The organism is Paenibacillus hebaui, from assembly GCF_051934385.1.
Lineage (GTDB): Bacteria > Bacillota > Bacilli > Paenibacillales > Paenibacillaceae > Paenibacillus.
Map to the genome: position 1 here is coordinate 1227076 of NZ_CP196836.1, position 21851 is coordinate 1248926.

Below are 21851 nucleotides of genomic sequence, written 5' to 3' on the forward strand. Positions count from 1 at the left end.
ATTTAAGATAAGGATGAATCAATCTGTGAAGCAATTTTTTGCGAAAGGGAAAGCAATAAGTTTTTTTCTTCGTCTGAAAGTCCTTCAGTCGTGATCTGCTCTACCCGTGCCCAGGCTGCATTCACTTGATCTTCCAGAGCATGTCCGGCTTCAGTCAGGGACACAATCGTGACCCGTCCATCTTCCTTGGAGCGGCTGCGTGTAACGAGACCGGCATCTTCCAGACGGCGGACAGACTTGGCTACCGTTGAATGATCGAGACGAAGTGTTCGGCCAAGAGAGTTCTGCGATTGATGATCCTGCGTGTACAGTTGCATCAGCATGATCTCTTGCCCCGGGAAAAGGCCAGTATCCCGAATCAATTGCGCAGCGAGACCCTTGTGTGAGCGTGCCAAAGCGAAAATGCTAAAGCTGATCGGGTAGGTATCTACTGCACTGAATTCATCTTTATTACTCGATGTCGGATGTTCACGATGTCCTTGAAATTCTTCATTAGCTGTCATGGTAGACCTCAACTTTCTTATTTGTGTTGTCGGCAACATAAATATATCACTATAAATATATGGTTGGCAACATATAATTTGGAGTCAACAAATTCCCAGACCCAAGGACGTTCTTACACATTTACGGAGAACACGAAGTGCATTCTACTAGAAACCGAGAAGAAATGATCAAGGTTGTGATTTCTGAATAATTCCTGCATCCACAATAAAAGATGGATTATCTACTTCAATCTCCTGGCAAATAAGATATAATACATAGCAGATCACCGATAACGGTAATTTAAGGAGGAAACACCCCAATGAAACTTCAATATACCAAACCCGCACAGGTTTGGACGGAAGCGCTTCCAGTCGGAAATGGCAGACTTGGCGGCATGGTATACGGTAGAGTAGAACAAGAGATGATCGCATTGAATGAGGACACTTTATGGTCCGGCTTCCCGCGTGACAGTAATAATGCAGAAGCGAAGAACCGATTGCCCGAGATTCGAAAACTCATTCAGGAGCAGCGTTATGTCGAGGCTGATGCATTGAGTAAACAAATGATGGGTGCCTATACTCAATCCTATCTGCCGCTTGGGAATCTGCATCTTCGTATGGAGCATGGGGATTCCTACCATTCGTATAGCAGGGAGTTGGATCTGAATAAAGCGATTGCGCGCACGTCCTACCTGATTGGTGAGACGGAATACACGCGTGAGATATTTGCTTCGTATCCGCATCAGGTCATTGTGATCCGATTGACTTCAAGTGTTCCAGGTCTGCTTAGCTTCCGGGCGCAAATGGATAGCCCGTTGAGGGCGTCCCTTTCCGTGTCCGAAGGACAATCCGTTCTCCGAGGCATTGCTCCCGAGCATGTTGCCCCATCCTACACCCGGGTGGATCAGCCGATTGTGTATGGAGAAGAAGGGCAAACGGAGGCGATGTCGTTTGAAGCAAGAATTCATGTCGCTCTGGAGGGAGGCAGCAGTCAGGTGGACGCGAGCGGGCTCCATGTAACCGGTGCAACGGCGGCTACGATGTGGGTGAGTGCGGCAACCAGCTTCAGCGGCTTTGATCGTTCACCGGGAAAAGAGGGACGAGACCCGTCTCCAATTACACTGGAAACGATTCGTCAGGCTTCTTCGCAGGACTATGCAACGCTGCGTCAAGCTCATGTGGAGGATTACCAGCGCTTGTATCATCGCGTTGAACTGCATCTCAAGGGAGAGCGCGCGTCGGATGAGCTGTCCACAGATCAGCGGATTGAACAATATGGCAGCCGTGACCGGGGGCTGGTTGAGCTATTGTTCCAGTATGGGCGCTACCTGTTAATCGCAAGTTCGCGTCCTGGCTCGCAACCGGCGAATCTGCAAGGCATATGGAACAAGGAAACGCGTGCGCCATGGAGCAGCAACTGGACCCTAAATATTAACGCCGAGATGAACTATTGGCCTGCGGAGACCAGTAATCTGGCGGAATGCCACGAACCGCTGCTTACCCTGATCGGGCATCTGGCGGACAACGGGAAGACCACAGCGGCAGTCAATTACGGCGCACGCGGATGGACAGCCCACCATAATACGGATATCTGGGCGCAGACCTGTCCCGTCGGCGACTTTGGTGATGGCGATCCGATTTGGGTGATGTGGCCGATGGGTGGAGTATGGCTTGCCCAACATCTGTGGGAGCATTACGCCTTTGGGCGGGATGAACTTTATTTGCGTGAGCAGGCCTATCCCATCATGAAAGAAGCGGCACGGTTCGGATTGGATTGGCTCCATGAGGATGATCGTGGGAATCTGATCACGGCTCCTGCTACTTCCCCGGAACACAAATTCCGTACTGCACAGGGCATGGCAGCCATCAGTGCAGCTTCTTCTATGGATCTGGAGTTATTATGGGATGTGTTCACAAATTGTATAGAGGCCGCTACTGTTTTGGAGATTGATGAGGATTTCCGTAAAGAACTGTTCAATGCCCGAGAGCGCTTGCTGCCTCTGCAGATTGGCAGCCATGGTCAATTACAGGAATGGTCGCAGGATTTTGAAGATGAGGATGTACATCATCGTCATGTATCCCATCTGTTCGGCGTATTTCCCGGTCGCCAGCTGACCGCAGAGAAGACGCCGGAGCTGTTTCAGGCTGCTCAGCGTTCATTGGAACGACGCGGAGATGGCGGAACAGGCTGGAGTCTGGGCTGGAAGATTGGGTTGTGGGCACGTTTCCGTGATGGAAACCGTTCGCTCCGGCTGATCCACAACTTGCTCAATCTGGTGAGGGAGAATGATGAAACATCCCAGAGGGGCGGGGTGTACCCGAATCTGTTTGATGCCCATCCACCATTCCAAATTGATGGCAACTTTGCTGCAACGGCGGGCATTGCTGAGATGCTGCTGCAATCCCATCAGGAGCAGTTGGAACTGCTTCCCGCATTGCCAGATATCTGGCCGGAAGGTTATGTGAAAGGACTACGAGCCAGAGGCGGATTCGAAGTCAACATTCATTGGGCAGAAGGCCAGCTGACGGAGGCGGAAGTTCTGTCTGAGCAAGGGGGGACATGTACTCTCCGAATTCACGGGTCACGCTCATTCAGCATCATCGCGGCCAATGGCTCCAACGTTGGGCTGGATTCAACAAATCAGGAAACAGGGGTATATCATTTTGAGACCTCTCCTGGTGAGCGATATCGGATCATACTTGAAACGAAGTAGGAATACGTAATAAGAGTCCTAATCTTTTTCTAATCTTCTCCAAAACGTATCACGAGTCACACCCTTTCCGTATAACCGGGAAAGGTGTGACTTTCTTTTTATCTCTTCAATGTTCCAATATGTAGTGTTAGCTGAACTTTGACGTTTACACTTTCATTTCCGGTTAAAAATCTCGACAGAGCTTCAGACCTCGTTAAGTCCGCTCAAGGTTTAATATCTGTTACAATGGTGGAAAAGGAGGGAATAGATATGGCTCCTGATAAAACAAAACTTTTCCCAAACGAGAATATTCGCACGGTCTGTTATATTCAAAATCTGCCGCCACGCGCCAATGTGGACGTTGGGGACTACACGTACTACAGCGATAACACGAATCCGCCAGAGCAATTCTATGATCGGATTCAGCATCATTATGATTTTATTGGTGATCGCCTCGTAATCGGCAAGTTCTGTGCGATCGCGGAAGGTGTGACATTCATTATGAATGGCGCGAACCACCGGATGGAGGGCATGACGACCTATCCATTCAATATTTTCGGTGGAGGGTGGGAGAAAGTGACACCCACGCTGGAACAGCTCCCATATAAGGGGGATACGGTTCTGGGTAACGATGTCTGGCTTGGGCAAAATGTAACGATCATGCCGGGTGTCACCATCGGAGACGGTGCCATTGTTGCTTCCAATTCGACGGTCATTAAGGATATCGAGCCTTATACCATTGTGGGTGGCAATCCGGCCAAGCCAATCAAAAAGCGCTTCGATGATGAAACGATTGTCATGCTGCTGGAGCTGAAGTGGTGGGATCAGGATGAGCTATGGCTGGACACTCATTTGGAACGGCTTGTCTCTACATATGATCTGCAGACATTACGTGAACTTCTAAACAGCAAGTAGGATAGGTTTGAAAAGAATGCGAGGTAACGGCTGGTTCCTGACGGGGCCAGCACAAATTAAGCCCTGGACCGTTTTGAGCGGAACAGGGCTTCTTATTGTCCAAGATGAAAGGTTCGTTTAGCGAGTGGGTGGTTGTAGCGTCTGTTGAGACTCTGTTGTTGGGGGATTTGAGTGAGTGTGTTCTTCCGCGTTATTATGCTTACCGGAATAAAAGTTAATGATATCATCAACCGTAGAAAACACGACATTTGCATCTAGATTATCGTTATATGTTTGAATAAAAACCTTCTTTCTAATCGTGTTGTTGCTGTTTTAATTTAGAGCTTCTTTCATTGTTAATCCTGCTGTGAATACAGGAACTTTACCTGCTGGCAGTTGTATTTCCTGGCCTGTTCTCCGGCTTTTCCCCGTACGTGCCTCACGATCACGCACTTCGAATTTCCCGAATCCAACCAGCTGAACTTCTTTACCTTCTTTTAGGGCTTCAAAAATAGAATCAAGGACAACCGTTACGGCTTTTTCGGCATTCTTTTTTGAGAATCCACCAGTTTTGGCTACTTCTGCTATCAATTGTTCTTTATCCATTTGTAATACCTCGCTTTGGTTATTTGTATTATATGTTGACCAAGAAAATGTTACCACATATCACGTCGGTTGAAGTACCAGATTCATCTAAATCGTTACGGATGACGCTAAATAAACAAAAAGCTGCCTTATAAGGCAGCTTTATTATAATTAAACTTTAGTAACGTTCTCAGCTTGTGGTCCACGGTTACCTTGAGTTACTTCGAATTGGACGCGTTGTCCTTCGTCCAAAGATTTGTAACCTTCACCTTGAATTGCACTGAAATGAACGAATACGTCTGTTCCTTCTTCAGTTTCGATAAAACCAAATCCTTTGTCCGCGTTAAACCATTTCACTGTACCTGTTTGCATGTGATTCCTCCAAAAAATAAGTTTTTTAACGATCATTTTGATGAGTGTTAATAAGAATTAAGTCTCATCATGTGCAGATTTGATGTCCGCTAATGTATCGATTAATATGATAATACCATGTCCGCTAATATAAGTCAAGAATTGGAGGTTTTTTCATTGAATGAGGCATCTGGTATATCGGTACACGGGGAAATGGTGGTTCAGGAATTCATATATATGCTTATGATTCGGGAAGATTTGAATCCCAAAACATTAAAGCAATATGCAAGTGATATGAAGCATTTTGTGGAGTGGTACAAGGGAAGCGATACCTTGGAGAGAGAGAATATGTTTCAAATTGAAGACGTGGCTACATCGACTTTAGTACGTTATCGGGAAGATGCATATAACGTCATGCAATTGAAGCCAGCTACAATCAACCGCAGATTGATTACACTGAAACGTTTCTTCAAGTGGGCTGCCTCGCAATCCATAATCAGTAGTGATCCTTCCAAACCCTTGAAGTTCATTCCCGAAGATAAGGTAAGCCCTCGCCGAATGACAACGAAGGAAGTAAGCTCATTCCTCTCTGCGATCGAGAATGGCAACTCACTCCGGGATCAGACGATTCTTACCGTGATGTTTCATACAGGTCTGCGAACGATGGAGATCTGCAACCTTGCTCCCCAAGATATTGAAATGGGAGCACGAGGCGGAGAACTGGTAGTACGAGCCGATAAACGAAACTTGCAGCGGAAAGTACCACTGAACCTGACGTGTATGGCTATATTAGAGAAATATATGGCAGTCCTTATTCCTAATAGTCCTTATCTGTTTCCTTCTGAAAAAACCAGTGATCGTTTAACCGAGAGGGCGTTGCGTCATTTGATCAAAAAATATATGATGGCTGCTGGACTCGAAGGACTAAGCTCACATGATCTGCGTCATCGATTCGGATACGCTATGGCGGAGAGCACACCACTGCATCGTTTGGCGGAAATGATGGGGCACACAAACCCGGATACTACGATGATTTATGTCAAAGGGTTAAATATGAATCTGTGAACGAACGGTGGAGACGAATGGATACTCAAGGTTTGCCAATATATCATTGAATCAAGCTCTGACTCGCTGTAAGCGGATCAGGGCTTATTGATGATCTGCGAGCTGCTTACATACCACTCCGTTTTGTCTTATTCTCCGGCAATTCATTGTAATTATGACCTAGGTTCCATCATGCTTTCCCCAAAATTGTATCGCCAGAGCTATGATCAGAATGGACGAACAGACCCGGCATGATATCTCCATATCCCGTATGATTCCCCGTTCTTTACTATAATAAGCTTCAATGAAGGAAAATTGTTCTTTAGTTCGGAAGAATGTAGACAGCTTTTCTCTCAGTTGCTGGAGCTGACCTCCCCACAATGATAATCAATATGTTTGGGAGATGGTCGTATTTTCCGCTTGAATACTAAATCATTTGTCCTATTGCCTTCATAAATTATACATTCATGCGAATTTGACGAGCCTCCACTAATCGACAACATCAGCTAATCATAATCGATATAATACATGTGAATAAGGTATTGGATGTGAGTAATATGTCAAAGGGGGCGAGGCTGTTTGCTGAGTTACACGATGAAAATGGTTATTTTCCCGTTAGGATGTCTGCTTGTAATTCTGTCCTCTTATGTACTTAGACTTACCCCCCATCTGGCGATAACGATAATCGCGGGTTCACTATTTGTAGCAAGTATCTATGCAGAGAGGTGGAATCCTGCGCTTCAAAAGATCCAATGGATCTTCCTCGGGATATTCCATTATTTCAGTGAACTGAACTGGTGCAACATGCTGTATTATATGCTCATTATCTCAATGATTCAGAACAAACAACGTTTAGCCCATACCTTACCCATTTCGCTACTGCTCATGTTGGAATACACGGTGATTCGGCTTTCCTATGTACCTATAGATGCATACGCTTTGCTGGTCACCTTATTTGACTTGTTAACCTCAGTTGTCATTGTTGTTCTTTATCATACCTTGATTAACAGTGAGGTCGAGCAGCGCAAGCTTCGGGAGAAAAACTATTTTCTCACTGTCCATGATCCGCTCACCGGGCTGCTGAATTATGAAGGATATATGGATGTACTCAGAGAAACTGCGGACAAGCAGCGATCATTTTTGCTCATTATCCTAAACATTCAGAACTTCAACGGGTTTAACAAAGAGGTCGAAGACAACTGGTGCAGCGTCATCAAAAGCACGGGCGAAAGTATTGAGAGACAGTTTTCGGATGCGTACGGAATATCCCGATATGCAGGGGATCGTTATGCCGTCGTTATTCCAGAGATACAAGATGTCGAAGAGCGGATGACTTCACTGCTTTCAGGTGAATTGCGAGGCTTGCAAGTGACCTATAGCATCTCCCTATATCCAGGAATGTCTGAGACATTACAGCATTTTATTACAGTTGCGGAGGACAGGCTATTCCAACAGCAGCGAAGCAAGTGGTTAAAAAATGAAGAAGAGGTCTTCCGCTCTGAAAGGCTCCGGGCTGTAGGAGAACTGGCGGCTGGCATGGCGCATGAAATTCGCAATCCGCTTACGGCGATTCGGGGATTCCTGCAATTGTCCCGGGGACAAGCATTCAACATCGCTCCATGGTATGAAGTCATTATGGGTGAGGTAACACGGGTAACCGATCTCACGGCCGAGTTCTTACAATTTTCCAAACCACATACGAACCATATGAAGCCGGAACAGGTGGGACAGTGCCTGGAGCGGGTCATGTCTTTGACCGAGTCAGATGCGGCATCACGGGGGCATCGTATTACGCTTAAAATGACTGGTGAGCCAGTCGTTGTGAACATGGATCGGGATAAGATTGTGCAGGTGTTGATTAATCTGATTCGAAACGCTTTTGAAGCGATGACAGACCCCGGTGAGGTACATATTGATTTGATGCATGAAGGGGACAAGGCAGTCATCTCGATTACAGATACGGGAAGTGGCATTCCCGAGAATTCTCTTTCAACGATCTTTAATCCATTTTATACAACTAAAGAAGAGGGCACGGGGCTAGGACTGGCACTCTGCCAGAAAATCGTCCAGGACCACAACGGAAAAATCACCGTCTATAGTGAAATGGGCGTTGGCTCCACGTTTACGCTTCATCTGCCTATGGGTGCTTAACTCATATCTCATATAACTGACCCAGCAAAAGAAACATAAACGCCCTGGTTCTTCTCAAGTTCTGAGATGTCACACCCATCAATGGTGATTCGTCCACCTGTAATCTCGTAGAAACGCGGAAGCAAGTTGATGATGGTTGTTTTGCCTGCTCCGGTTGTAGTGGGTCGCCAGCGCTAACGAATCGACTACGCCTTACGATGAACCAACGAACAAAAAACCTCTGCTTTGAGTGGAAGAGAGTGTGATAACGGACTCTGTTCCAGGCTACAAAGAGAGGTTTTTTGGTGTTTTTTTATAGGTTGAGTATCAGGGACATTTTATTTTTTGGAGAACATTTCTTTGGCTTCATCCATGGCCATTTTGTTCCCAATCGAAGAATAATCCAGCCAAGGTTGAGCGCCAATAGGGTACACATGGCCTGCTTTGACCGCTTTTAGCCCTTGCCAGATCGGATTTTTTTGCAGCTCTTTGAACATGGTTTGGGCCTCATCATCCGAATTCACAACAACAAAGATGGCATCTGCATCAAAGTCCGGCAGTACTTCACGGGAGACCACTTGATAAGGTTTGGACGTATCGAGGTCCTTAATGCCTTTGGCTGGGGTCAGACCCAGATCTTCATACAAAATAGGGCCCATTGGACGGCGTGTACTGAATACACGCAATTCTTTGGCGGTAACACGGATGGCCATAACGGTGCCGTCACCAATGGTGTCATGGATCAGGGATTTCACTTCTTCCGTTTCGGATGCATAGTCCTGAATGTATTGCTCGGCTTGCTTCTCGCGATTCACCAGCTTGCCAATCTCTTTTAGATGGTCGCGCCATGTGCCATCATCCAGATTGAAGACATGCACCGGAGCAATTTTCTCGAATTTGGCAACGTCATCGCCGGAGAATTCTTCGTCCAGATAGATGACGTCCGGTTTCAGGGCAAGCAGTGCTTCCATATCGGGGTCCTTGACGGGACCAAGCGGCGTTGTATTTTGAAGACGATCGGCTACATGGGACAGAAAGGCTTTGGCTTCGCCGCCGATCACCGAACCAACTGGAGTAATACCGAGAGACAGCAGGTCATTGGTCAGATGGATGGACATGGAGGCGATGCGTTGTTCTCCTGAACTTGCGCTGTTGTCTTGACTTTCGGTTGTAGCATCCGTGGAGGAACCGCCAGAGGCAGAGGATGAATTATTGGCAGTTCCACAAGCTGTGAGCACAAGTACCAGACAGATGCTCATGACAAGTATAAGATTTTTCTTTAACATGGGTAGTCACATTCTCCTTGAACATCTCTTGGATGTCATTATTGTTGTGTATAGGTAAGGCATAACGGTGAAAGCAATTCAAGTTTTTCTAAAAGCAAAAATAATTACTTGGTTCGTACCAGCAGATACAAAAAGTAAGGTGCGCCAATCGCAGCGACCACAACGCCTGCCGGAATGGCGTTAGGCTGAAAGATGGTTCGCCCGATTGTATCGGCGGTCACCAGAATGACCATACCGATAAGTCCGGCGGCAGGAATCAGATGCCGATGCATCGGACCGACAAGTCTGCGTGCCAGATGCGGAGCCGCTAGACCGATAAAGCCGATGCCTCCAGCCATGGATACACTGACGGCAGACAATGCGACGGTGCATAGCAGCAGAATAACACGATGAGATCTGACGGGAGTACCAATACTGGTTGCAGCAGCATCTCCTAGATTGAAGGCATCGAGCGTTTTGGATCGGCTCCATATGTACAAGGTGCACAGAACAATCCATGGAAGCAGCGCCTGCACATGAACCCAATCACGGCCCCAGACGCTGCCAGCCAGCCAGCGAGCAGCGAAGGAATAGGTATCTTCATCCAGACGCAGGGACAGATACAGTGTCAAGGCATGGAACCCGGCTGCTACCGCGATCCCCACCAGAATCAGCTTCATCGGGGATACTCCGTTATGGCGATCATAGGACAGCAGCATGATTACCAGTGCTGCGACAACGCTGCCTGTAAAAGCAAACAACGGAATCAGCAAGGCAACAGAGCCATCCATCGAATGTGAGAAGCTTACAAACACCATCAGCCCGAAGGCAGCCCCCGCATGCAATCCCAGAATACCTGGATCAGCCAAAGGATTGCGTGTAATGCCTTGCAGTGCAGCGCCGGCAATGCCCAGTCCTGCTCCGGCCAGTACCGTAACCAGAATGCGCGGCAATCGGTAATCAAACAATACGATCTGATCATCTGGCGTACCATTGCCAAGCAGGGTGTGAAGCACGGCCACAGGCGACAGGCGAATGGTTCCTGTGTTCAGGCTGATGACGATAACGGCAATGGCGATGCAGAGCAGCGTGACACTGACGGTTATCGAACGTTTGCCTCGTGAAGAGGTAGTGGAATTCATCGCTACAAGGCCCTCCTTTCTTTACGGGCCAGATAGAGGAAGAACGGTACACCAACAAAGGCAACCATAATACCTACCGCCAATTCTTGAGGCGGGTTCACGATACGTGAGCCCAGATCGGCGAGTACCAGCAAGACCGCTCCCAGCAAGGAAGACATCGGAATAATGAGCCGATAATCCACACCAACTAATTTGCGGGAAATATGCGGAATGACAAGTCCGACAAAGCCGATCGAACCCACAGCGGACACGGACACGCCAGCCAGCACAACGACTGCTGTCAGGGCGAGCAGCCTCGTCCAGCGGAGGTTGATCCCCAGATTAATCGCTACTTCTTCGCCAAGTGACATGAGGGATACGCGCCGAGCGAGTGGCATGATCAGCACCAGCGTGACCAGCAGCACAGGAAGAATCAGCTTCAGATGTCGCCATTCAATCCCACCAAAACCACCCGCATACCAGAAGGCCAAATCCTGACTCAAATCAAAATAAATGGCGATACCGGTGCTGAGCGAGCTTAGCATTGCTGCAATAACTGCCCCTGCAACGGTGAGTCGTATGGAATTCAGACCTCCAGGCGCGGCCATTCCGAGCAGGAAAATGAGCAGTGTACCCAAAACAGCCCCTATGAATGACAGGAACATGATCCAGCCATAAGGCAATCCTGGCCAGAAGGCGAAGCTCAGCGCCACGACAAAAGTGGCTCCCGCATTAATGCCCAGAATACCTGTGTCAGCCAGTGGATTACGTGTAATACCCTGCATTAGAGCACCAGCAACGGCAAAGGCAGCGCCGATGACAGCTGCCGCAATAACACGGGGCAGGCGTAGCTCGTGAATAATCTGATGGGGCGTCAAAGCCGGATTGTACTGAAATATGGCACTCCACACAATTTCCAGTGTCAGCCCTTTGGCACCCAGTGAAATGGCGACAAACATACTAAGCAGCAGTGCGGCTATGGCAGACAAGAACATCATGCCAACGGTCACTGCAGATTTTCGTGAATTGGACGGACGATGTGGCAGTCCCGGATGTTGAATGGGGGTCACTCCTTTATTACCAACAACTCATTTTTGTTGTTATTGATTATCATTATCAATTAGTGATCATTATAAAATCTTAATCCAGGCCCGTACATGGCATAAATTAAGATTTTGCAGATGGACATTTTTTAGATTACAAAAGTGAAGGTTTATTCGTCAACATGGATAGCGCTTCATCCAGCTGGATGTTGATGGAATAGGGAGCATATACCACCCATGAATTCCAGTCAATAACATGAACACGTCCATTTTTTACCGCAGGATGCGAGATCCACAGTGGATCCGTAGTTATCTTTTGCAACAATGTGGCTCGTTCATGCATAGACGTAATCGCCAGCAGCAGAACATCTGCTTCTAGACCGTCCCATTCTCCTGGAATGAAGGACATCCAGTTGAAACCCACCCCGGCAGGCTTGCCAGCCAGTTCGTTCTGAATTCGCTGAGGAGCAGCCAGTTGCAGGCTGCGATAAAATACATGGCCGAAGTTGCGGTGGCTGTACATCCGTGGCCCTTTGGCCGTCAAGGTGCAGACTGCTACGGTGATATCTCCGGCGGTCTCCCTGATCTTTTTGCGAGCCCGCTCCGCTTTGCGCTCATGTCGATCCAGCCACTCCTTGGCCGCTTGGGTGCGATCCACGATCGTGGCGATTTTCTGCAAATGGCCGAACATGTCTGTCTGGTTCCAGGGGATGGTGATGATTGGAGCGACATCGCCAATATGTTCCATCGCTTTAGCGGCTGCATTGTCCTTGGTCAGAATCAATTCGGGATTCACATCCAGGAATGCCTGACGTCCCTGTTCCCATGGTTCATAGGCGTGGAACGGCAGTGTCAGCGATTTGGGCAAATGGGGCAGATGGCCCTGGATCTGAGCTGCACATGGCGTGATGCCAAGTGTCATCAGGTGATCAGTGTATGGATAGGAGAGCGACACGATATTCCGATGGACCTGCTTTGCATAGGAAGTTGGTGCATAGCCGGCATGATTCCTGAAGCGGCGGCTGAAATAGAATTCATCCCGGTAGCCCACCTCGCGGGCCACATCACGGACACGCAGATTGGACGTCATGAGCAGTTCCTTGGCCCGATTCATACGCAGATGAGTGATGTATTCGATCGGATTTTTCTGCATTCGGCTCTTGAACAGCTGTGAGTAATATGACGGATGCATACCCGCCAATTCAGCCAGCTTCTCCAGCTTGATCTCATGCTTATAGTTTTCCCGCATATATTGCATGGTTGACCGTAGCCACTGCTCGGGCTCTTCCAGTCCTTCCGCATGGGTCTGATCATCCTGCGGCCAGAGCATATGCAACAGATCCGTCAGGAGCATTTGTGATTTTAGGCTGTTCTGGGAAGTTTCAGTTGCCAATTGTGCAGCAATTCGCTGAATCCCATAATAGGGACCCTGAATCCAGCCTGTAATCGGTGAACCGAGCTCCCGTTCATAGATCCGCCTTGCCTTTGTTTTCTCAGCAACCCGGAACTGATCATAACGAATGATATATAGTTCAATCTCATGATCTGTATCAGAGAAAAGCTCCAGAGAGGCTCCCGGTGTGCAGAGGAAGGCGGACTTGCGGCTGATATGGAATTCGGTCCCGTTTACAATCAGCTTACCCGTGAACTTGTGCATATAGATGAAGGTATGGTGCGCAAGCTCCGTCTCATGCCAGCGCCATTCCCCATTGACGGTGACAAGCTCCGCATGATGAAGTTCAAGCAGTGCTTCGTTCAGAAAAGCTTCCACTTCAATACGGGTTGTGGATTCGGTCCCAGGATTGGGATTCGTCTGCTGGTTTAATACTTGCGGAGTGATTTTGTTCCGGTCAGTCTCTGGATTGGTTATCATCGTGTAACCTCCTCTCTTGAACGGTTGGATTTATTATAGAGAGCGCAGCCGCCTATCCGATCTGAACCACTGTGGGTATGTCATCAAGCTAAGCAGAATACGGGTCCTGGTGGCTGAACTGGTAAAAGTAAATATAATGAGAAGCTGTTAACGATCGGCTTCGACGGATCACCAATTGCGATAATCATGCCTGTCTAGGAGTCGTCCTTTCATCCGTGATCTGCTGATAATCTTAGCAAAAATACCGAAGAATTGAAATGAGAGTGAATCTCAATGGATGCTTTGCATGCGTCGATCTGAACCATCGTCTGACGTAAGCGTTTCTTTTTGGTAAAATAAAGGGGAAACCATGTTGGCCTGATCAAGATTATGATCCTTTTTAACTCATTTTGGTATTAGGGGAGGCTTTAATATGACAGAAGTAGTGGGACGGGACAAAGTAAACTGGGGCATTATGGGCACGGGGTGGATTGCATCCCAGTTCGCGAAAGATTTGGGGCATGCAGGGAACGCAGTGAAGGCGGCTGTTGGTTCACGGACAGCGGGAAGCGCAGAGAAGTTTGCAGCTGAATATGGTTTTGAACGCGCTTACGGTTCGTATGATGAAATGCTGCAGGACCCTGAACTGGATATTATCTATGTGGCAACCCCACATCCACTACATAAGGAGAATGTGATGGCCTGTCTGGAGGCGGGAAAAGCGGTACTTTGTGAGAAGCCATTTACGATGAATGCGCGCCAGCTGGAGCAATTGGTCGAGACGGCTCGGGAGCGCAAGCTATTTCTGATGGAAGGCATGTGGACACGCTTTCTGCCGCCGATTGCTCAAGCCAGAGCGTGGATAGCAGAAGGTCGAATCGGTGAGGTGCGTCTGGTCAAAGCAGACTTTGGTTTCCGTGTAGGCTGGGAGCCAGAAGGAAGGCTGCTTAACCCGGATTTGGGTGGGGGTGCATTGCTTGATGCAGGCGTATATCCCATTTCATTTGCGTCCATGATCTTTGGCGAGCAGCCCCAGCATGTATGGAGCACGGCAAACATTGGACAGACAGGTGTGGACGAACAATTCTCTGTGCTGCTGTCCTATTCCGAGGGGCGCTCGGCATCGCTAAATGGAGCTGTTCGTCTTAACATGAGTAACGAAGCGATCATTTATGGCACAGAGGGATACATTCGGTTACCCTTTTTCCTGGCAGGCAAAGAAGCCTATCTGCATGTGAATGGGCAGGACGAACCGGAGAAGTTTACCGACGACCGGACTTGTATTGGATATGCGTTCGAGGCGGAAGAAGCGGGTCGCTGCATTCTGGAAGGTCGTACGGAAAGTAGAACCATCCAACTGGACGAATCACTGGAAATCATGAAGTTGATGGACACGATTCGAGGACAGTGGGGTTTGCGTTACAAATTTGAGTAGATGGACTGGAGTGGTCGTGCGATGGTGAAAATTCTGATATCCGGGTATGAACCTTTCGGTGGGGATGCGGTGAATCCGACGGGAGAGCTGATGGAGGCACTTGCGCATGAAGCTATCGAGGGAGCTGAGTTAAAAACAGTGCTGTTGCCTGTGCACTTCAATGAATGTGCGGATCTGCTAATCGCAGAGATGGAGTCCTATCGGCCTGATGTTGTCATCGCCTGTGGACTTGCCAAAGGAAGGACGGCCATTACACCGGAACGGATTGCCGTTAATATCAAAGACATTCCTCCGGGCTCCTACGCGGATAACCAGGGACAGCGTCCAGTGGACGAGCTCATAGTGGAAGGCAGTCCAGACGGCCTATTCTCCACATTGCCCATTCGTGCCATGGTGAATAATATGTTGGCAGCAGGTATCCCGGCTGTGGTGTCCAATACGGCAGGGACATATATTTGCAATAATACGATGTACCGGGTGCTGGATCACATTCAAGTAGGGCAGCTACCCATCCGTGCCGGGTTTGTGCACTTTCCAGCATCAACAGAGATGGCTGTGTCGCAGCCTTCTGTGCCATCACTGCCCATCTCCATGATGCTAGATGCGCTGCGGATTATGATTCGCACGGTAGTGGCTAAGTAATTAATTGTGAGTCGATGTAATATGAACGAATGATATCACTTTGGAACGCTGTGTGGTCAGATCCGCTATGTTGGTAGATCAACATTGGGGATAGGTTCATTTTTTGGTTGAAATAGATTAAAAAGGCAGTCCTATTGTCATGAATATGACTTTATAGGACAGCCTTTTTTGTAATGGTTCGTGGCAATGACGGCCGTGCGGCAAAAGGAGTTCGTCAAGAGATACAGGAATCTAACGAATCACAGAAGCGTTATTTCAGTTATTGCGCCCGTTCTGACTGTGTTTTGGCAGAGTTCTACCGGAATAACGTGGCTGAGATTCAGTAGTATTTTCACTGCACCTGATTCTGCTCAATAAAGTGTCATCGATTCGTTAGCGTCTTGGTTTTGGGCATGGAGCGATCGGCACTGAGACTGTATCCCACCGAAGAATGGAAAACGAAATTCACGCACAGCCTCATTGATGTTTTGTATCTATGCCAGGCGAGTTAGATCCGTAACAAATCGAGATCGAACTCGGGAACAAGTCCTTCTTTCATCGCGCGTCCAAGCAACGCTGTAATTGCACCATAACCGTCATCGCCCAGGTTGGCGCTGAACTCATTAACATACAAGCCGATATGCTGTGCAGCTACATCAGGGTCCATCTCTTGCGCATGTTCCATAACGTATGCTTTGGACTCATCCGGATGCGCCCATGCGTATTCCACCGAGGCAAGTGCCCAACCAGCGAGAGCGTGAGCATCCAGATTGCGGCGGGCAATAATCGCTCCAAGCGGTATTGGCAAACCTGTGTCGCTTTCCCACCAGTTACCGAGATCGGTCATCAGTTTGAGATCATAGTTCTGGTATGTGAAGCGTGCTTCATGGATAACCAAGCCGGCATCGATCTTGCCATCACGGACAGCAGGCATAATCTGGTCAAAGGGCATGACTACAATCTCACCTACGCCGCCGGGAACATTTTGCGCTGCCCACAGACGGAACAACAGGTAAGCTGTTGAACGTTCACTTGGTACGGCAACTCGGCGTCCTGAGAGATAGGCCGGATCGGTTGTACCGTTTGCGGTCAGAACCAGTGGTCCGCATCCTCTGCCAAGTGCACCGCCCGCAGGCAAGAGCGCATATTCATTCAGCACATAGGGTAGCGCTGCATAGGATATTTTCATGACTTCGGGTGTATCTGGTCCATCCGGATTAGCTGCAAGCCCGTTGGTAATATCGATATCCGCGTAACGGACATCCAGCTCAGGTGCACCTGGAATCAGTCCATGCACCCAGGCGTGAAAGATAAAGGTATCATTGGGACAAGGGGAAAATGCAATTTTCATGATGTCATGACCTCCCGTAAAATGGAACTTGCTGCCTGGAGCGCATCGAGTGCATCCTTGATGCGCCAGGCGTCGCGGTCGCGTGGACCGACCGCGTTGGATATGGCCCGCAGTTCGAGCGCTGGCACACCGAATTGCTTGGCTGCTGTCGCCACGCCGAAGCCTTCCATGCCTTCGGCGGCGGCATCCGGCACGCGGCGCAATAGCTCCGCGGCCGTCTCAGCTGTTCCGGTCGCCGTGGATACGGTGACCGCTGTACCTCCGCTGACAGCGAGCCCGGCCCGCTGCAGCTCATGGCGTAGGCGAGCGGCAAGCTCCGCGTCCGCCGCCACATGGGACGAGCCGAATCCGAGCTCGTCCACGCTTAGGAAGCCGTCTGGCGTCTGCGAGCCCAGATCGGCTGCAACCATGGTGTCGGCCACCACGAGGGAGCCGACGTCCGCCCGGCCGGGGAACCCGCCGCCGATGCCGGCACTGATCACCAGCGAGTACGCTGGTGTCCGTCCGGTCCCGGCCAGGGGCCCCGGCCTAGAAGATGCGGCAGATGCCTGTGCCGCATCTATTTCGCTTGGCGCGGCAAAGCCTTGCGCCAGCGCATTTGCGCCCGCAGCCGCTGAGGCAAATGCCAGCGCTGCTGCGGTTCCTGCTGCGGCAGAGGCCGGGCCTACGCCCGCAGCGATCACATCAAATCGTTCCGCAGCTTGGTCACCCAAGCCGCGGAGTACAGCATCTTTTTCCGCGTCAACGGCGGTAACGATTAATACACGTAGTGTGGAAGCTGTTGTTCGACTATGTTCTATGGACTCATTCTGTTTCGATTCATTCATCCCGGATTCTCCCTTATGAGGCATTAGATTCAAAGCTGTATGAAGGTCATCTCGAATTTGGTTTGCAAGATCAAGATGTCCACTTGAACAAGACATTTTATCCGACTTTGTCTTTCAAAGACTGGACAAGTTTCTCCCAAAGATAATACATCATCAATACAGATGGAGCACTATATATAGAATTTTTCGATCTATACACACGGTATATAGTTGTTTAGTTTTCTGATGCTATACAGTGCGTACAGCAGTGATAATAAGTTAGGGAAGAGTGAAAAAGCGTATATCTTCTCCATGAGCGTGGTTAGTAAGTGAACAAGTACTTACCTCTTCCCCATCATAACGGAAGGGCAAAGATCAGAACAAGCTTTGGACGTAATAAGCTCGAAAAGCGGTTTAACCAACTGTAACAGCCCGCCCGAAACAAAACGAAACGAGAAATTACGGCTTTTTTTATTTACAGACAGTTCTATTCCCGCCAGTGAATATGTCATTTTAATCATAACTAAAATTAACGCGAATAACCCGAGAAGTCAAAGTTAACTGTTGACAATCTGTATCAACTGTATTAATAATGATAGTACAGTCAATACACCTTAACGTTGGAACCATACACCTCATATACAGACATCTTTCATCAATAGGGTATTTACAACATTTTCAGAAAGGAGGTGCGGGATGTTCGAATTAGATGTACGCAGCCGTAAGGCGATCTATGAGCAGCTAGTGGACAAAATCAAAGAAATGATCGTATACGGTGTTCTCCAACCCGATGAGCAACTTCCTTCCGTTCGCACACTGTCCGCGCAGCTGACTGTTAATCCCAATACAATTCAGAAAGCGTACCGCGAGCTTGAACGTGAAGGTTACATCTATTCTTTGCAGGGAAAAGGGAGCTTCGTATCATCGTCCGTGGAACATCCGAATGCAGCCATGAGAGATGAAATCAGAGCGGCTCTGGTGAAGCTGATTGCGGAAGCATCGTATTCCGGTTTGACCAAAGCCGATATGACGCTTTTATTTGAGGAAGCGATGGCCCGTATAGAGAGGGGGGAGCCGAATGATTGAGCTGAATCAGGTTATTAAGGCGTTTGAAAAAGAGAAAGCCGTTGATGGCGTAACGATGCAAGTACATAAGGGATCGATCTACGGTCTGCTCGGTTCCAACGGGGCAGGCAAAACGTCACTGCTCAAAATCGTGGCAGGCATTTATCGTCAGGATAGCGGGACGGTTCGCATGGATGGGCAAGAAATATATGAAAATATGGACCTTAAGGGACGCACCATTTTTATGGCAGATGCGCCATATTTTTTCCCGCAATCGTCCATCCATCAGATGGCATCGTTCTACCGTTCCATATATCCGCGCTGGAATGAGGAGCGTTTCCTGCAACTGGGCAGTGTATTCAAACTGGATGTCAAAAGAAAACTGCATCGCATGTCCAAAGGCATGCGCCGTCAGGCAGCGGTATGGCTGGGACTCAGTTGTATGCCTGAAGTGCTACTTATGGATGAGCCGATTGACGGACTTGATCCGGTGATGCGGCAGCAGATCAAAAATCTATTATTCCAGGAAGCAGCAGAACGTCAGGTAACCATCATCATCTCGTCCCACAATTTGCGTGAAATTGAAGATCTGTGTGACCATGTAGCGATCATGCACAAGGGCCGGATTATTGTAGAGAAAGATCTGGATGATCTGAAGGCTGATACGCATAAAATCCAGGTTGCTTTCCGTCACTCGGACCATGCCAAAGCTATGGATGAGCAGGTGGATATTTTGCACGAAGAGAAACGGGGAAGTGTATCCCTGTTTATCGTGAAAGGTAATCGTGAGGCTGTAACGGAACGATTCCGTGCATTTGATCCGTATCTGCTGGATGTATTGCCCCTGACACTGGAAGAAATATTTATCTATGAAATGGAGGACGCAGGGTATGATATTCAACCGATTGTTCTGTAACCGGGGCATCCTGATCCAAAATTTCAGGCAGCATGGATGGATCGGCATCTTGTATCTGATCACATTGTTGTTTTCGCTGCCGCTTTACATCGGTACAGAGTACAGGGACGTGCCACAGCAGATTTCGAGTTTGTTCCAGGCAAATGGGGAAGTGCAGATTTTATTTGCCATTACGTTCCCGGTAGCTGCGGGCATTTTTCTGTTCCGATATGTGCAATCGGGTGCACCTTCGGATCTGTTCCACAGTTTGCCGCTGCGCCGCAAGCATCTGCTCACCGTTAATCTGCTCACCGGATTTATTATGATCTTGATTCCGATTTGGATAACGACTGCAATTACAGGCTGGGTATGGGCTGTTCTCGATCAACCCGTATTTATATTCGGAGGCAGTGAGATCTGGATGTGGGGACTCAGTATGAGCATCTACTCGCTGTTTATGTTCATGCTGACCGTGGTGGTAGGCATGTGCATTGGACAGTCCGTATTACAGGGACTTACCGTGTATGCGCTCCTGTTGTTACCTGTAGTCGTATGGTTTATTTTGTCCCTGCATCTTCAGCATTATCTGCTCGGATATCCGTACGATGAAGTAGGACGCAGTGCGGAAAAAATATCTCTGGTCCTTCGCATGGCTTCGATCAGCGGATATCCGGTAATTCGTTGGGAACTCATTGTCTATTCCATATTGACGTTGTTGTTCATCCCGTTGACTTACCTTTTCTATGCAAAGAGACAGGTGGAATCCGCTACCCAGGCGGTTACATTTGCCCTGATCAAACCGATATTCCGCTTTGGTTTAATGTTTACGCTGGTTCTGATTGGCGGAGCCTACTTCACTATTATTGCTCCAAAAGGATCATCAGGGTGGGGCATCTTTGGATATGTCCTTGGTGGAGTTGTCGGTTATGTGTGTGCCGAGATGATTATCCGCAAGACTTGGCTGATCTGGAGCAGCAGACTGCTGCCCAAGCTTGCACTGTATAGTATCGTGGCTGGTCTGATCCTGTATATTCCCGTCGCCGATTGGAATGGATATGCCGCCAGAGTGCCTGATATAAACAAGGTCAACAGTATCAAACTTGGCGGGGAACGTTATACCTATACCAATGGTGTCACAGTGAAAATGGATGATAGCCCATTCTATTCGGATGATCCGGAATATATGGAAGCTGTTATCGCCCTTCATCAGAAGATCGTGGATTCCGATCTGCCTTTGCTGGTTGACCCCATCAATGCAGGGATGCGTAATGAAGAGTATGTGTTTATTAACTACAAGCTGGATAACGGCAAGGTGATGAAACGCAAATATTACATTCCCGAACCAGAATTTCGTCAGGAATTAATGGCGCTGAAGCAGTCTCAGGCTTACAAAAAATTCGCATTTGATACGTATAAGCTGGATGAGGACGCGCTAAGTATTGGCATTCGCTCCATGATTAGTTCATACCGAAAAGTATATATTAGCAATCCGGAACAAGTCCGTGAGTTTAAGGAACTGCTGAAACAGGACATAATGGACCAGAGTTATGAGGAACAACGATCTCCTTGGCAGTCTTTTGCAAATGCGGAAATGAATCAGGAGCCAGCGTCAAATGATCCTTCTCGGCCCAAGGAAATGTGGAATTTTGAGATTAAACCGAGTTATGACCGGGCACTGGGTTGGCTGAAAGAAAACAACTTATACGAACAACTGGAATTCCCGGTAGATGAAGTGGCTTCGGCGCAGTTTGTGAAGCAGGAGATCAATAGTCCGGGAAATCCTCAATCGGTGTATCCTCAGTCAGAATATGTGGACGGGAATGCCAACGGCAACAAACAGGTCGCTACCAAAAACAAAAAAATCATCAGCGAACTGCTCAAACGTCAACGGTCCGGTTATGAAACAGAGAGAGATACCGTCTATCAGATCAAGTTGAATGTCACCCGAGGGGAGAACATCTACATGATACTGAAGGAAGAGGACCTGACGGAAGAGATGAAAGCCATCCTGGTCAAACCGTAAGGTCATCTTCATGTGGGAAGGGTTCTCCCGTTATAACATGTTGCTTGCCGAATGGACTTGACCAGATCCATTGTATGGAATATATTAGAAAAAGTAATGATTCGAATCGAAATAATTATCATTTCGGCGAATCCCATATGGAACGGCTTATGAGGGAAGCACCCGTAAGAGCAGGCAATATGCCTGACTTGCGGG

18 protein-coding genes and 1 pseudogene are annotated in these 21851 nt (G+C 48.4%); 9 read left to right on the forward strand and 10 right to left on the reverse strand.

Going from position 1 to position 21851, the window contains the following annotated elements; translation table 11 throughout:
• Nucleotides 1–2: 2 nt before the first annotated feature.
• Nucleotides 3–503 carry a MarR family winged helix-turn-helix transcriptional regulator gene (locus ACR32F_RS05425; RefSeq protein ID WP_440116876.1) on the reverse strand — a complete coding sequence of 167 codons (501 nt, stop codon included), beginning with the start codon at nt 501–503 and terminating at the stop codon, nt 3–5.
• 299 nt (nt 504–802) lie between these two features.
• Here ACR32F_RS05425 and ACR32F_RS05430 point away from each other — a divergent pair, with 299 nt between their 5' ends.
• Together ACR32F_RS05430 and ACR32F_RS05435 are read left to right on the forward strand one after the other, a co-directional pair.
• The gene (locus tag ACR32F_RS05430; protein WP_440116878.1) at nt 803–3196 is read left to right on the forward strand and encodes a glycoside hydrolase family 95 protein; all 2394 of its coding nucleotides are present in this window, start codon (nt 803–805) and stop codon (nt 3194–3196) included.
• A gap of 243 nt (nt 3197–3439) precedes the next feature.
• Complete coding sequence (locus ACR32F_RS05435) at nt 3440–4090, forward strand: Vat family streptogramin A O-acetyltransferase (RefSeq protein ID WP_440119697.1); 651 nt, start codon at nt 3440–3442, stop codon at nt 4088–4090.
• Nucleotides 4091–4402: 312 nt separating this feature from the next.
• Here ACR32F_RS05435 and ACR32F_RS05440 read toward each other — a convergent pair whose 3' ends face one another.
• Nucleotides 4403–4675 (reverse strand): HU family DNA-binding protein, encoded by a 273-nt coding sequence (locus tag ACR32F_RS05440; protein WP_440116880.1) that lies wholly within the window; start codon nt 4673–4675, stop codon nt 4403–4405.
• Nucleotides 4676–4825: 150 nt separating this feature from the next.
• Complete coding sequence (locus ACR32F_RS05445; protein WP_440116882.1) at nt 4826–5026, reverse strand: cold-shock protein; 201 nt, start codon at nt 5024–5026, stop codon at nt 4826–4828.
• 156 nt (nt 5027–5182) lie between these two features.
• Between ACR32F_RS05445 and ACR32F_RS05450 the strand changes: the two genes are divergently transcribed.
• Together ACR32F_RS05450 and ACR32F_RS05455 are read left to right on the forward strand one after the other, a co-directional pair.
• Nucleotides 5183–6070 (forward strand): tyrosine-type recombinase/integrase, encoded by an 888-nt coding sequence (locus tag ACR32F_RS05450; protein WP_440116884.1) that lies wholly within the window; start codon nt 5183–5185, stop codon nt 6068–6070.
• Nucleotides 6071–6628: 558 nt separating this feature from the next.
• Nucleotides 6629–8200: an ATP-binding protein gene (locus ACR32F_RS05455; protein WP_440116886.1), complete on the forward strand. Its 1572-nt coding sequence runs from the start codon at nt 6629–6631 to the stop codon at nt 8198–8200.
• Nucleotides 8201–8247: 47 nt separating this feature from the next.
• On the opposite strand, the pseudogene ACR32F_RS05460 reads toward ACR32F_RS05455, so the two are convergent.
• The 5 genes and pseudogenes from ACR32F_RS05460 to ACR32F_RS05480 all read right to left on the reverse strand — a co-directional run.
• Nucleotides 8248–8355 (reverse strand): annotated as a pseudogene (locus ACR32F_RS05460) (ATP-binding cassette domain-containing protein); the annotation flags it as partial.
• A gap of 162 nt (nt 8356–8517) precedes the next feature.
• Nucleotides 8518–9465: an iron-hydroxamate ABC transporter substrate-binding protein gene (locus ACR32F_RS05465; protein WP_440116888.1), complete on the reverse strand. Its 948-nt coding sequence runs from the start codon at nt 9463–9465 to the stop codon at nt 8518–8520.
• A gap of 104 nt (nt 9466–9569) precedes the next feature.
• Entirely contained in the window at nt 9570–10586 is a 1017-nt protein-coding gene (locus ACR32F_RS05470; protein ID WP_440116890.1) for a FecCD family ABC transporter permease, read from the reverse strand.
• A 2-nt stretch (nt 10587–10588) separates the two neighbouring features.
• Nucleotides 10589–11563 (reverse strand): FecCD family ABC transporter permease, encoded by a 975-nt coding sequence (locus ACR32F_RS05475; protein WP_440119698.1) that lies wholly within the window; start codon nt 11561–11563, stop codon nt 10589–10591.
• Between the two features lie 199 nt (nt 11564–11762).
• On the reverse strand, nt 11763–13481 hold the full coding sequence (locus ACR32F_RS05480) for an AraC family transcriptional regulator (protein WP_440116892.1): 1719 nt from the start codon (nt 13479–13481) through the stop codon (nt 11763–11765).
• 412 nt (nt 13482–13893) lie between these two features.
• Here ACR32F_RS05480 and ACR32F_RS05485 point away from each other — a divergent pair, with 412 nt between their 5' ends.
• The gene (locus tag ACR32F_RS05485; protein ID WP_440116894.1) at nt 13894–14895 is read left to right on the forward strand and encodes a Gfo/Idh/MocA family protein; all 1002 of its coding nucleotides are present in this window, start codon (nt 13894–13896) and stop codon (nt 14893–14895) included.
• A gap of 21 nt (nt 14896–14916) precedes the next feature.
• A complete protein-coding gene (locus ACR32F_RS05490) occupies nt 14917–15537 on the forward strand; it encodes a pyroglutamyl-peptidase I (protein ID WP_440116896.1) in 621 nt (206 codons plus the stop codon).
• A gap of 487 nt (nt 15538–16024) precedes the next feature.
• Here ACR32F_RS05490 and ACR32F_RS05495 read toward each other — a convergent pair whose 3' ends face one another.
• A complete protein-coding gene (locus ACR32F_RS05495) occupies nt 16025–16867 on the reverse strand; it encodes a 1,4-dihydroxy-6-naphthoate synthase (protein ID WP_440116898.1) in 843 nt (280 codons plus the stop codon).
• Entirely contained in the window at nt 16864–17694 is an 831-nt protein-coding gene (locus ACR32F_RS05500) for a futalosine hydrolase (RefSeq protein ID WP_440116900.1), read from the reverse strand. The genes ACR32F_RS05495 and ACR32F_RS05500 overlap by 4 nt, the downstream gene beginning before the upstream one ends.
• Nucleotides 17695–18369: 675 nt before the next feature.
• Between ACR32F_RS05500 and ACR32F_RS05505 the strand changes: the two genes are divergently transcribed.
• The 3 genes from ACR32F_RS05505 to ACR32F_RS05515 are packed head-to-tail and all read left to right on the forward strand — an operon-like array spanning nt 18370 to nt 21656.
• Nucleotides 18370–18759, forward strand: coding sequence for a GntR family transcriptional regulator (locus ACR32F_RS05505; RefSeq protein ID WP_440116902.1), 390 nt, complete (start codon nt 18370–18372; stop codon nt 18757–18759).
• Nucleotides 18752–19654, forward strand: a complete 903-nt coding sequence (locus tag ACR32F_RS05510; RefSeq protein ID WP_440116904.1) for an ABC transporter ATP-binding protein — start codon at nt 18752–18754, stop codon at nt 19652–19654. The genes ACR32F_RS05505 and ACR32F_RS05510 overlap by 8 nt, the downstream gene beginning before the upstream one ends.
• Nucleotides 19629–21656 (forward strand): hypothetical protein, encoded by a 2028-nt coding sequence (locus ACR32F_RS05515; RefSeq protein WP_440116906.1) that lies wholly within the window; start codon nt 19629–19631, stop codon nt 21654–21656. The genes ACR32F_RS05510 and ACR32F_RS05515 overlap by 26 nt, the downstream gene beginning before the upstream one ends.
• Nucleotides 21657–21851: the final 195 nt, after the last annotated feature.

Bases quoted from the DNA above. Each gene is read 5' to 3' on its own strand.
- ACR32F_RS05485 (WP_440116894.1), top strand. From the start codon at position 13,894: ATGACAGAAGTAGTGGGACGGGACAAAGTAAACTGGGGCATTATGGGC.
- ACR32F_RS05515 (WP_440116906.1), top strand. From the start codon at position 19,629: ATGATATTCAACCGATTGTTCTGTAACCGGGGCATCCTGATCCAAAAT.
- ACR32F_RS05430 (WP_440116878.1), top strand. From the start codon at position 803: ATGAAACTTCAATATACCAAACCCGCACAGGTTTGGACGGAAGCGCTT.
- ACR32F_RS05510 (WP_440116904.1), top strand. From the start codon at position 18,752: ATGATTGAGCTGAATCAGGTTATTAAGGCGTTTGAAAAAGAGAAAGCC.
- ACR32F_RS05480 (WP_440116892.1), bottom strand. From the start codon at position 13,481: ATGATAACCAATCCAGAGACTGACCGGAACAAAATCACTCCGCAAGTA.
- ACR32F_RS05475 (WP_440119698.1), bottom strand. From the start codon at position 11,563: ATGATGTTCTTGTCTGCCATAGCCGCACTGCTGCTTAGTATGTTTGTC.
- ACR32F_RS05440 (WP_440116880.1), bottom strand. From the start codon at position 4,675: ATGGATAAAGAACAATTGATAGCAGAAGTAGCCAAAACTGGTGGATTC.
- ACR32F_RS05505 (WP_440116902.1), top strand. From the start codon at position 18,370: ATGTTCGAATTAGATGTACGCAGCCGTAAGGCGATCTATGAGCAGCTA.
- ACR32F_RS05490 (WP_440116896.1), top strand. From the start codon at position 14,917: ATGGTGAAAATTCTGATATCCGGGTATGAACCTTTCGGTGGGGATGCG.
- ACR32F_RS05445 (WP_440116882.1), bottom strand. From the start codon at position 5,026: ATGCAAACAGGTACAGTGAAATGGTTTAACGCGGACAAAGGATTTGGT.
- ACR32F_RS05495 (WP_440116898.1), bottom strand. From the start codon at position 16,867: ATGAAAATTGCATTTTCCCCTTGTCCCAATGATACCTTTATCTTTCAC.
- ACR32F_RS05465 (WP_440116888.1), bottom strand. From the start codon at position 9,465: ATGTTAAAGAAAAATCTTATACTTGTCATGAGCATCTGTCTGGTACTT.
- ACR32F_RS05470 (WP_440116890.1), bottom strand. From the start codon at position 10,586: ATGAATTCCACTACCTCTTCACGAGGCAAACGTTCGATAACCGTCAGT.
- ACR32F_RS05500 (WP_440116900.1), bottom strand. From the start codon at position 17,694: ATGAATGAATCGAAACAGAATGAGTCCATAGAACATAGTCGAACAACA.
- ACR32F_RS05425 (WP_440116876.1), bottom strand. From the start codon at position 503: ATGACAGCTAATGAAGAATTTCAAGGACATCGTGAACATCCGACATCG.